Source organism: Leisingera sp. ANG-Vp, assembly GCF_000813725.1.
GTDB lineage: Bacteria > Pseudomonadota > Alphaproteobacteria > Rhodobacterales > Rhodobacteraceae > Leisingera.
Genome location: NZ_JWLD01000076.1, coordinates 1 through 11,488 on the forward strand (window position 1 = coordinate 1; position 11,488 = coordinate 11,488).

General features: G+C 60.9%; 10 protein-coding genes. 3 read left to right on the forward strand and 7 right to left on the reverse strand.

Annotated features, from left to right (window positions below; all coding sequences use genetic code 11):
• Nucleotides 1–386 (reverse strand): single-stranded DNA-binding protein (gene ssb, locus RA20_RS21030; protein WP_039133368.1); only part of this gene is annotated, 386 nt, incomplete at its 3' end.
• A 232-nt stretch (nucleotides 387–618) separates the two neighbouring features.
• Between ssb and RA20_RS21035 the strand changes: the two genes are divergently transcribed.
• The 3 genes from RA20_RS21035 to RA20_RS21045 all read left to right on the forward strand — a co-directional run bounded on the left by RA20_RS21035 (nucleotide 619) and on the right by RA20_RS21045 (nucleotide 3,314).
• On the forward strand, nucleotides 619–1,203 hold the full coding sequence (locus RA20_RS21035; protein WP_039133371.1) for a lytic transglycosylase domain-containing protein: 585 nt from the start codon (nucleotides 619–621) through the stop codon (nucleotides 1,201–1,203).
• A gap of 134 nt (nucleotides 1,204–1,337) precedes the next feature.
• Nucleotides 1,338–1,712: a hypothetical protein gene (locus tag RA20_RS21040; protein WP_039133373.1), complete on the forward strand. Its 375-nt coding sequence runs from the start codon at nucleotides 1,338–1,340 to the stop codon at nucleotides 1,710–1,712.
• 132 nt (nucleotides 1,713–1,844) lie between these two features.
• Complete coding sequence (locus RA20_RS21045) at nucleotides 1,845–3,314, forward strand: tetratricopeptide repeat-containing sulfotransferase family protein (RefSeq protein ID WP_039133376.1); 1,470 nt, start codon at nucleotides 1,845–1,847, stop codon at nucleotides 3,312–3,314.
• A gap of 97 nt (nucleotides 3,315–3,411) precedes the next feature.
• Here the strand turns inward: RA20_RS21045 and RA20_RS21050 are convergent, their stop codons facing one another.
• The 6 genes from RA20_RS21050 to RA20_RS21075 form a co-directional block, all read right to left on the reverse strand.
• On the reverse strand, nucleotides 3,412–5,502 hold the full coding sequence (locus RA20_RS21050; RefSeq protein ID WP_039133379.1) for a dipeptide ABC transporter ATP-binding protein: 2,091 nt from the start codon (nucleotides 5,500–5,502) through the stop codon (nucleotides 3,412–3,414).
• A gap of 94 nt (nucleotides 5,503–5,596) precedes the next feature.
• The gene (locus RA20_RS21055; RefSeq protein ID WP_039133381.1) at nucleotides 5,597–6,811 is read right to left on the reverse strand and encodes an ABC transporter permease; all 1,215 of its coding nucleotides are present in this window, start codon (nucleotides 6,809–6,811) and stop codon (nucleotides 5,597–5,599) included.
• 15 nt (nucleotides 6,812–6,826) lie between these two features.
• Nucleotides 6,827–7,879 carry an ABC transporter permease gene (locus tag RA20_RS21060; RefSeq protein WP_039133384.1) on the reverse strand — a complete coding sequence of 351 codons (1,053 nt, stop codon included), beginning with the start codon at nucleotides 7,877–7,879 and terminating at the stop codon, nucleotides 6,827–6,829.
• A 121-nt stretch (nucleotides 7,880–8,000) separates the two neighbouring features.
• Nucleotides 8,001–9,665 carry an ABC transporter substrate-binding protein gene (locus RA20_RS21065; RefSeq protein WP_039133387.1) on the reverse strand — a complete coding sequence of 555 codons (1,665 nt, stop codon included), beginning with the start codon at nucleotides 9,663–9,665 and terminating at the stop codon, nucleotides 8,001–8,003.
• A gap of 298 nt (nucleotides 9,666–9,963) precedes the next feature.
• The gene (locus tag RA20_RS21070) at nucleotides 9,964–10,776 is read right to left on the reverse strand and encodes a helix-turn-helix transcriptional regulator (protein WP_039133390.1); all 813 of its coding nucleotides are present in this window, start codon (nucleotides 10,774–10,776) and stop codon (nucleotides 9,964–9,966) included.
• Between the two features lie 173 nt (nucleotides 10,777–10,949).
• Nucleotides 10,950–11,488, reverse strand: a 539-nt coding sequence (locus tag RA20_RS21075) for a tRNA (adenosine(37)-N6)-dimethylallyltransferase (protein WP_039133393.1), incomplete at its 5' end; no start/stop codon positions are given.

The window sequence follows — 11,488 nt, forward strand, 5'->3', positions numbered from 1 at the left end:
CCGCCGCCATAACCGCCGCCGCCGCCGCCTTCGCCGCGGCCGTCAAGCATGGTCAGGGTGGAGCCGAACCCCTGCAGCACCACCTCGGTGGAGTACCGGTCCTGGCCGCTCTGGTCCTGCCATTTGCGGGTTTGCAGCTGGCCTTCGATATAAACCTTGGAGCCTTTGCGCAGATATTGCTCAGCGACCCGAACCAGGCCTTCGCTGAAGATTGCGACCGAATGCCATTCCGTGCGCTCACGGCGCTCGCCGGTGTTGCGGTCCTTCCAGGTTTCGGAGGTGGCGATGCGCAGGTTGCACACTTTGCCGCCGTTCTGGAAGCTGCGCACCTCGGGGTCGCGGCCCAGGTTGCCGATAAGCATGACTTTGTTCAGTGAGCCGGCCATAGGGTTCGGTCCTTTGTTTCTTGATGTTCTGGTTCCGCAGCGGTCTGGCGCGAATCCGTCCGCTCTGGTTTCCCAGCACACTATAGACCCGCGTGGCCCTAGAAAAGCAGGTCTCTGGGGATGAATTTGACTGTGTTTGCGCGGCGTGGCGGCAGCTCACGCCCGTGTTGCTTTAAATTTGTTCTGAATTAGTTATATTCCGGCAGAGTGGGACAGTGCCGGGACAGTGAGTATGCGCCAAGCGGTTGCGTGGGTGGTTGTTGCGATGATCGGGGCAGGGCAGCCTGCCTCAGCGGATATTTTCGGCACCAAGAGCAGGCGGGACTTGTTTTCCGCCCACACCAGGGTGCTGGATGGCCGCGCGGCGACACAGTACAAGAACTCGGCCCGTCTGCAGCCCAAGACCTATAGTATTCCGTCCGCTGGCGGCGGCTTGCCTTATTCGGGCAAGTACCGGGGGGAATATCTGCAGATGGCGCGCGATGCTGCCCGCTTGCATGGGGTGCCTGAGGAACTGTTCCTGCGCCTGGTGCAGCAGGAGAGCAACTGGAACCCGAATGCCAAATCGCACAAGGGTGCGCTTGGCCTGGCGCAGCTGATGCCGGCCACGGCGCGGGCGCTGGGGGTGGACCCGGCGGTGCCGAAACAGAACCTGGAAGGCGGTGCCCGCTATCTGGCCCGCCAGTTCCGCAAATTCGGGTCCTGGCGGCTGGCGCTTGCGGCCTATAACGCGGGGCCGGAAGCGGTGCAGAAATACGGCGGGGTGCCGCCTTACAAGGAAACCCAGAACTACGTGAAAAAGATCTGGGGCAGCTGAGGCCGTCCCGGCTTATCCTTTGAGGCGGTTAACCTGTGGGTAAGATCTATTAATGCCCCGTTAACTCCGCCGATGTGTCACGCATTTGCCTTAATTTTTCGTGAATCTGTCTTCAGGTTCAGGAGGGAAATGCCTTGTATATCAAGAGCTTTGACGAACGCATCGATGGTATCGACTGGCAGCCGAGCGCAGTGCCGACCCGTCAGATGATCGACAGCGTGCTTGGCAGCCGCCTGCCGCGCAGGCCGCGCAGCGCAGCCTTGTCACTGGCCGGGGCAATAAGCGGTATCGTTGTTGGCGTCGGGCTCAAGGGCATGGTTCTGCCCGGTTCGCCCTGGGGCCCGGAGACCGGTTTGACTGGTGCCGTGGGCGGATCGCTGGCGCTGGCTGGGCTGGCGCTGTCTGTCGCTGCGGCGCTTTATGCGGCGGCCCGCGGTAAACAGGCGCCCCGGCTGATGCAGTTTGCGTCGATGAACCTCCTGATGATTGTCGTGCTGCTGCTGAGCTGAAACGCGCCGCCCCCGTGGGAGTGGGGGACGCAAGAAAGGCGTCTGGGCAAGGTTTCAGGCGCCTTTCTTATTCACTGCGTGTTTACCGGAATCTATTAGCTTGGGCTGGTTCTCGAAGAATTGAGTAGGCTAATGAACCAGCATTTGCGCACAATCCCTGATGACATCGTCCCTGAAAACACAGCGCCGAAAGAGAGCTGGCTCGTGGAAGTCGACCGGCTGAAGGACGAAGGCGACTTCAAGGGAGCGCTGGCAGTCTTGAACCCGCGCCTCAGGGGGGGGGACCTGGAAATAAGGACCATCGACCGAGCCGCTTTGTGTTACTTCTATCTTGGCAACGAACATACGGCCATTTCCCTGATGAAGGTCATGTGTGACCGCTGGCCGGATACGGCTGCAGTTTGGGGTAAACTGGCAAGCATGCAAATGGCAGCGGGTGACAAGGAGTCCGCAATTGAGAACTTCAAGAAGGCGCTGGAACTTGACCCGTATTTGATCAGAGCCTTGACTGCGCTGAATAATCTTGAACCTTTTTCGCCGATGAGCGGGCACACAGCACGGCTGAAGAAACTGGCAAAATGGAAGGACCTTCCTCCTAAGGATGCTTCGATTGTGTTCAATGCGTTGGGCAATATTGAAAGGCGGCAGAAAAAACCTGCTGCGGCTATGCGCCATTTCCTGAAATCCAAGGAGTTGCTCGGTGCAAAATTCAATCCCGTTGATTCCACCCAGCTGGTCGACATCCAAACTGCAGTATTTAAGGCTAATGACCCGTTGGAGATGCCTTCGGATGGGCCAAAGATGGTATTTGTGTGTGGACTTCCCCGATCAGGAACAACGCTGACTGAAACGATCCTTAAACGCCACTCTTCCGTTGGTTCCGTGGGGGAGAGTAAGGCTCTGGGCAGTACTTACCGGGAAGTTCGGAAGTACTGCGAGGATGTAGGGCGTGGTTCAAACCCATGGTCCTGGTTCGGCAGCCTGACGGACCAAGAGATTTTGGTTTTCAGGAAGTTCTACTATACAGCCGCCTTGCGTGGTGATGACAAGGGGCCTGTGGTTGTTGATAAGATGCCATTGAACTGCTTTAATATTGGTTTGGCGCATGTACTGCTGCCAGAAGCGAAAATTGTGTTTATGTCGCGGCATCCGCTTGACGTCGGGCTGTCCAATATCTCTATTTCTTTCCGCGAACTTACGCCTTTTACCTGCAAGCTGGAGTGGATGGGGCATATGACTTCGGAGGTTTACAGGTCAGCCTTGGATTACCAGAGCAAAGTGCAAGATCAAATGCGGGTACAGTCGTACGAAGCGCTGGTACGTGAGCCTGAAACGCAGATCCGCGGTTTGCTTGCGCATTGCGGATTGGATTGGGAGGACGCCTGTCTGAACCCGGAAGAAGGGGCAGGGATTGTCAACACAGCTTCGGTTAATCAGGTGCGGGAAAAGATCAACACCAAGGGGCTGGAGAAATGGAAGCCCTTTGAAAAACAGCTGCAGCCAATGGCTGAGGCCCTGGGGGGGCAGGAATGGATCAGCAAGTGGCAGGAGTGGGACCGCAACGCTGCACTGACTGGTAAGTTTGAACCGGGTTCCTCTTAAAGCGACATCATCTCGGGCAAATTTTTCAAGAAAAAGCCGGGCTGAAAGGCCCGGCTTTTTCCTGTCTTGATTGGCCCGTTGGCCGAAGCGGAAACTGTTATTCCGCGGCGATCTTGATCACCGGGGTCATCCGCTCCAGCACGTCGTCGCTGAGGTGGCACTTGATCTGGTGTCCATCCTCCAGCTGGCGCACCGGCGGCACTTCGCGCTCGCACAGGCCGCCTGCCACTTCGGATTTCCAGCGGCAGCGGGTCTGGAAGGGGCAGCCCGGGGGCGGGTTCATCGCCGAAGGAATGTCGCCTTCCAGAACGATGTGCTCTTTCTCGATGGAGGTATCGGCAATCGGCACCGCCGACAGCAGCGCTTCGGTGTAGGGGTGGTAGGGCGGTGAGAACACCTGATCGGTGTCGCCCAGCTCCACCACATGGCCGAGGTACATCACCATCACCCGGTCGCTGAGGTAGCGCACGATCGACAGGTCGTGGGAGATGAACAGGAGCGTGGTCTTCTCGTTGCGCTGGATCTCCATCAGCAGGTCCGTGACCGCCGCCTGCACCGACACGTCGAGCGCCGAAACCGGTTCGTCCGCCACCACGATACGCGCACCGCCGGCAAAGGCGCGGGCGATGCCCACACGCTGTTTCTGGCCGCCCGACAGCTGGCGCGGCATCCGGTCCGCAAAGGCCCGGGGCAGCTTCACCAGATCCAGCAGCTCCAGCATCTTTTTCTTGCGTTCGGCCTCGGAGTTGCCGATGCCGAAGATCTCCAGCGCCCGCATGATCTGGCGGCCGACGGTCATCGACGGGTTCAGCGTATCGAAGGGGTTCTGGAACACCATCTGCACGTCCGAGACGGTCTTGGTGTCGCGCTCTTCGATCGGCACCTGTTCGATGTTCTGGTTGTCGAGCAGGATTTGGCCTTCGGTGGCGGTCTCCAGCCCCATCAGCACCTTGGCGAAGGTCGACTTGCCGCAGCCGGATTCGCCAACGATGGCGAGGGTCTCGGATTCGCGCGCCTCGAAGCTGAGGGTCTCGTTGGCCTTGACCACCTTGGTCTCGCCGCCGCCGAACAGGGCGTTGGCGGCTACCTCGTAGTACTTCTTGAGGTTGTCCATCTTGAGCACGACCTTGCCGGGCGCGGTCTTTTCCTTCTGCTCGCCCACCGTGATCGGCGCGTTCCAGTCGATCTCCTGGAACTTCAGGCAGCGGGTTTCATGGCGGTCATTGCCATGCACCGGCGACATCGGGATCACCATGTCCTGGTCGCAGCGCCCCTCTTCGAAATAGTCGCAGCGGGGGCCGAAGTTGCAGCCGGACGGGCGTTCGTGGGGCAGGGGGAAGTTGCCTGGGATTGCCACCAGCGGGCGCGAGTTCTTGTCGGCGCCGGGCAGCGGGATCGAGCGGAACAGCGCCTGGGTATAGGGGTGCTGCATCTCGTCGAAGACATCCTTGATCGAGCCGCGCTCGACCGCCTCGCCGGAGTACATCACGCACAGGCGGTCGCAGGTTTCCAGAACCAGGCCGAGGTTGTGCGAGATGAACAGCATCGAGGTGCCGTATTTCTTGCCCAGATCCTTGACCAGTTCGACCACCGCGGCCTCAACCGTCACGTCCAGGGCGGTGGTGGGCTCGTCCAGGATCAGCAGCGCCGGTTTCGACATCAGCGCCATCGCGATCACGATCCGCTGCTGCTGGCCGCCGGACAGCTGGTGCGGGAAGGAGTTCAGCATCCGCTCGGGGTCGGGCAGGCGCACGTCGGTCACCACTTCCAGCGCGCGGGCATAGGCTTCTTTCTCGCTGACGCCCTCGTGGATCATCGGCACTTCCATCAGCTGCTTGCCGATTTTCATCGCCGGGTTCAGCGAGGCCATCGGCTCCTGATAGATCATCGCGATCTCATTGCCGCGGATGTCGCGCAGCTCTTCGGCGCTCATCTCGGCCAGGTCGCGGCCCTTGAACTTGATGTTGCCGCCGACAATGCGGCCGTTCTTGCCCAGGTCCTGCATGACGCCAAGCGCAACAGTGGATTTGCCGCAGCCGGACTCGCCAACGAGGCCGACAGCCTCGCCGGGCTGGACGGTGACCGAGAAGTCCATCACCGCAGGAATTTCGCGCAGGCGGGTGAAGAAGGAGATCGACAGCTTGTTAATCTCGAGGATCGGGCCGTCGTAGTCTGCCAGTTTGTTCATATTCTTGTCTCCCTGTTGGAGCGGGCGGGGAAGGCTTCCCCGGTGTCTGGCTCCAATTTACCGGGGGACCGGGCGGGCCGGTCCCCCAGCCGGATCAATCCTTGAGGCTCTCTTCGCGCAGGCCGTCGGCCAGCAGGTTCAGACCAAGAACCAGCGTCAGCAGGGCGAAGGCAGGCGGCAGGGCCGGGTGCAGGTAGATCGACAGCAGCTTGCGGCCGTCATTGATCGTCGAACCCCAGTCCGGACTTTCCGGCGGCAGGCCGAGGCCGAAGAAGCCCAGGGTGCCCAGCAGGATCGTGGTGTAGCCGATGCGCAGGCAGAAATCGACGATCAGCGGGCCCCGTGCGTTGGGCAGGATCTCCCACAGCATGATGTACCAGGGACCTTCGCCGCGGGTCTGGGCCGCAGCCACATAGTCGCGGGTTTTGATGTCGAGCGTCAGGCCGCGCACGATACGGAACACCGTGGGCGAGTTGACGAAGACAACCGAAACAAAGACCACCAGGATACCGCCCGGAATGTCGAACATGTCCATTGCCGAGGGCAGGCCCCAGATCGAGTAGGACGGCGTGTTGATCAGGTAGCCGCCGTTGGAGACCAGCTGCAGGTAGAACCAGATGATCAGGCCAAGAACCAGCGGCAGCAGGAAGTTCCGCAGCTTGGGCCGGGTGTAGTACCGCGAGTTCAGCAGCACGCCGACAAAGACGATCGGGAACACGAACAGGACGATCGCCATATAGTTCGGCACGCCGGTTGCGACGATCTCAGGTGTGACCAGCAGGTAGAACAGCAGGATCACCGGGAAGGCCAGGATCAGGTTGGCAGCAAAGGACAGGATGGTGTCCAGGCGGCCGCCGTAATAACCGGCAGGCAGACCCAAGGTGATGCCGACCATGAAGGCAAACACCGCAGCCATCGGGGCGATCTTGATCACTTCCCAGGCGCCTTTGACCAGACGGCTGAAGACGTCGCGGGCCAGGTTGTCGCCGCCCAGCAGGTAATAGGGGTAATCCCCTTCTTCTGCGCCGCGCAGCGGGGTGCCGGGGACCTTGTTCTTCATGCCCGAGACCTGGGTCAGCGGGTCATGCGTCACGATCATGTCCATGGCGCCGTAGATGCCGGTGAACACCCAGAACATCACCAGGCCGAAACCGATCATGCCGATGGGGCTGTCAAACAGCTTGCCGTAAAGGCCCAGCTTGCGTTTGAAGCCGATGGAGAAGGCGTAGAGGAACACCAGCGAGATCCAGACGGGGGACAGCTGGTAGATGATACGCCCTGCAATTTCAAATGTGCTAAGAGGTTCCATGCTCTGCTGCTTTCCTTAAGAGATCCGGATACGCGGGTTCAGGTACACATAGCCGATGTCGGAGATCAGCTGGGTCACCAGAACCACGACAACTGAGACCACGGAGACGGCCAGCAGCAGTTCGATGTCATTGTTGCCCGCGGCTTCCACCAGCACCCAGCCGAAGCCCTTGTAGTTGAACAGGGTCTCGACGATCACCACGCCGTTCAGCAGCCAGGGGAACTGCAGCATGATGACGGTGAAGGGGGCGATCAGCGCGTTGCGCAGGGCGTGCTTCAGAACGATGTTGTGGAAGCTCACACCTTTGAGGCGCGCGGTGCGGATGTATTGCGCTGTCATCACCTCGGTCATCGAGGCGCGGGTCATGCGGGCGATATAGCCCATGCCGTAAAGCGCAATGGTGAGAACCGGCAGGAAGAAGTTTTCAAAGGTCGGATTGTCCATCGCCGAAGTGGCGGTGCCCTTGAACCATTTCAGGCCGACAGTGGAAGATGTGAAGACCGCGATGAAGATAACGCCGGACACGTATTCCGGTGTTGCCGTGGTCAGGATCGACGCGGTCGACAGGCTGCGGTCGGTTGCCGAGCCTTCGCGCATCCCGGCCAGAACGCCGATGATCAGCGCCGAGGGCACCATGATCAGCAGCACGCAGAGCATCAGGAACCCGGTGTTGCCCAAACGCTCGGACACGATGGTGGAAACCTCGTCCTTGAAGCGGGTGGAATAGCCCCAGTCGCCTTGCAGAATGCCGCAGAAGGTGGAGGCCTCTGCAAATTCCTCAGCCGTTGCGGTACCGGTGATGCAGCGGCCGGTGAAACCGTCTTCGGTCTCACGGGTCCAGCCCGGCAGCACGCCCAGCCATTGACCGTATTTGACCACCATGGGCTCGGCATAGCCGTTGGAATCCAGCCAGCTGGCCACGGCTTCGTCCGACATCCGGAAGTTGCCTTGGGTTTTGGCGAGTTTCTCGAGGTTTGGGTATAGGTTCGTCAGGAAAAACACGATGAACGTCAGGCACAAGGCCGTCAGCAGCATCACGCCCGAACGTCGGAGAATGAAAAGTCCCATGGGGTCCCCTGTCAGTCTGGCGGATCGGACCCGGCTGAAAATGCGGGTCTCTTATCATCTAAGCTGGAGCGCACCGCCCCGGATGGGGCGGTGCATCAGTCTAAGCCTTGCTGAAGGACGCTTACGCGGCCCAGCCCCACTTGTAGTGGTGATGCTCGAAGGACACGTGCATGTCGGCGTTCATGACGCCTTCGCGCATGTGGCGGTACAGCGAGCGCCAGTAGGGCTGGATGGTCACACCCTCTTCCTGGATCAGGGCCTCGCCCTTGGCTGCGATCTCGCGGCGCTTGTCAGCGTCGGCGATCGACAGGGCCTCGGCGAGCAGGGCGTCAAACTCGGCGTTTTCCCAGCCGAATTCGTTCCAGGCTTCGCCCGACTTATAGGCCAGCGCCCAGATCTGCACGCCCAGCGGGCGGTGGTTCCAGTTGGTCGAGGAGAACGGGTACTTGGACCAGTCGTTCCAGAAGGTCGAGCCAGGCAGCACGGTCCGCTTCACTTTGAAGCCTGCATCGCGCAGCTGTGCGGCCACCGCGTCGGTGGTGTTCCGGCGCCAGTCGTCGTCGATCGACAGCAGCTCGTGCTCATAGTCCATCATGCCGGCTTCTTCCATCAGCGCGCGGGCGCCTTCGGGGTCAACCTTCTGCGGCGGCAGTTCGGCATACTCCGGGTGGATCGGGCCGACATGGTGGTTTTCAGCCGGTTCGCCGCGGCCGCCATAGCCGAGCTCCAGACAGACCGAGTTGTCCACGGCCATCTGGATCGCCTGGCGCACGCGCTTGTCCGCGTAGGGCTTTTGACCGTCGACTTCCGCCAGCTGGTTCGGGCGGATCACGATCGAGGACATGGTCACAACTTCGGACCGCTTGTAGCCGAGGCCGTCCATCACGTCGATGAATTCGCCAACCGATTCATAGAGCATGTCGACTTCGTCGGATTCCAGAGCTGCCAGCCAGGACGACGGGTCGGTGCCGAAATCGATGTATTCGATGGTGTCCAGCGCCGGTTTGCCGAAGATGGCCTCGCCCCACCAGGTGTGGTTGTCGTTGCGGACCAGCTGCGAACGCACGCCGACTTCCAGCTCGTTCATCAGATACGGGCCGGTACCGACGTTGCTCAGGAAGTCGTCCGCCTGGAAGGAGGAGTGGACGATTGCCGCAGGGTAGTCGGCCATGCCCGCGATCAGCGAGATGTCCGAGGACGGCAGGTTCAGCTTGACGGTGTGGCTGTCGACCACCTCGATGCCGCCTTCGATGGCCTGGCCGGTCTCACCGTCAACCAGGGTTGCGAAACGGCCGGCCATGGAGTTGCCTTCCAGGCCTTTGTCGCACCAGCCTGCGATATTGCGGGCCACGTCCTCGGCGGTGAAGTCGTCGCCGTTGTTCCACTTCACGCCTTTGCGGACGTTCAGGGTGTAAACGGTGGCGTCTTCATTGACTTCCCAGCTTTCCAGCAGCATCGGGCTGAAGGAGCCGTCGTTGTTGTACTCAACCAGGTATTCGATGGTGCCGCGCGAGAAGTTGGCCATTTGCGACCAGTCGAAAGTCCGCGGGTCTTTCAGCGGGCGCACTTCGGTTTGAACGCGCAGGGTGCCGCCTTGCTGCAGGTTTTCGGCAGCCTTCACCGGCGCGGCCATGCCGATCATGCCGTAAGCTGCGGTTGCGGTCACACCAAGCGCAGTGGCGCGGGTCAGGAACTCGCGGCGGTCAAGCTTGCCATCCAGCACTTCTTTGGCGTGCATTTTGGCGGCCCAGTGTACCGGTGCTCCGTTGATGGTGTCTTTGGTCATTTAGGTCTCCCTGTTGTACCGTTTGGTTTTTGTCTTTCGAAACGGATTTTGGCCCGGCGGCTGCCGGGTGCTTTTGTTTGGTGTTGCGGATTAAAGTTTCCCCATACCCGCATTCGGGCAGAGATATGCCGTTTCGTCAATGCACAGTTTCGGCGTTTAGAGGTAAAAATACGACATTTCCGCCGTCGTTTTTCTGATTTGATTTGGGATGCCGCCGTATACTGTTCAAAACTGCCCAGTAATTGGGCGGAAACCGGCCTTCGAAGCCGTGTTCACGAGAATCTGCTTCCGGATCAAACTATTGCGAACCGGAACGTGCCGCCTTGCGAAGAGTGCTTGGAGTTTGACCGGTGTGCTGGGAGATAAAGCGGGTGAAGTAGGCGGCGCTGCCGAATCCCAGCTGGGCGGCAATGTCGCGGATCGCCAGCTCGGAGCTGATCAGCAGGGTGCGGGCAGCGTGAAGCTGGCGCTCCGTCAGCAGGGCGGCGGCGGTCTTGCCGGTTTCCGCCTTGCAGACACGGGTCAGGTGGGTGGGGGTCACATCCAGAGCTGCGGCGTGGTCTGCCATGGTGGCGGGGGTGCCCTCCATCCCGGCAACGCGGGCGCAATAGGCCTGGCACAGGCGCCGGGCTGCGGTCTCCCGGCTCGGCGGGGCGGCGGGCTCGGCGTGCCGGCGCAGGGTGATTGCAGCGAGTTCACAATAGGAATGAACCGCCCGCCGCCACAGCGGTGCCTGCGCCGCCTGCTCGCGTCCGATGGCTTCGAACAGCGTCGTCAGCCGCGCCTGCTCCTCAAGGCTGGTAAAGCGCTTGTGCCCCGGTGTGTCGGGGAAAGGCGGCGGCAGCGGGCCAGAGATCGAAAGAAACTGCCCCTGGCACTGGCGGCCGAAGTCGGCGTACCAGAGGGTGCCCGCAGGAATGAGAATGGCGCAGTTCGGGCCAAACCCGCGCTGCACCCCGTTGAGGCAGATCCGCCCCTGGCCGCGGGTGATCCAGATCAGCAGGTGTTCACGGCGGGTATGCGCCAGTCTGGTTTGCCACGCACCATCGGGCGCCAGGCGGGACAGCGTGGCAACTTGGATTTCTGCAGAAAGATTGGGATCAAATGGCATTAGCTATTTAGGTCACAGGAACAATATTGATCGGCTGCACAAGGCCATGAATCACTGATTCTGGCAAGTTTTTGCCGGCCGAAACGGAAATTGCCTAAACTTGTCCGTGCCGTTTCCTTGCTGCATGCGCCATCAGTATCTTGATGCCTCAGCAGCAGCGCAGGGCGCTGGCTTCAGCCCAGTGCAACCTGATGCCAGGATTTCATCCGGGCGCGGAACCAGCTGCGCTGCCGCTTGGCAAATCGCCGGGTCGCAATGGCGGCACGCTCTTCGGCCTCTTCCAGCGTGATCCGGCCGCGGGCGTATGCCATCAGTTCCGGCACCCCGATCGCCTTGCAGGAGGGCAGCGCAGGATCATACCGGTCCTGCATGGCTTTGATCTCACCCATGGCGCCCTGGTCCAGCATCAGGCCAAAGCGTTTGCGGATGCGTGCCTCCAGCCAGGATTTGTCCGAGTTCAGCACCAGTGCGGTGCAGTTTTCCAGCGGCAGCGCAGGGGCGGGGGTGCTATCCTGCCACTGCGCCAGCGGACGGCCAGTGGCCCTCAGCACTTCCCAGGCGCGCTGCACCCGGGCGCGGTTTTGCAAGTCAATGCGCGCAGCCGTCTCCGGATCAAGGCCGCTCCGCAGCGTCTCCAGCGAAAGCGTGTCGCCTTCAGCGCGCACTGCAGGCGGAGTGGCAGGGATTTCGGCCATGCCTTCTGTCAGGGCGG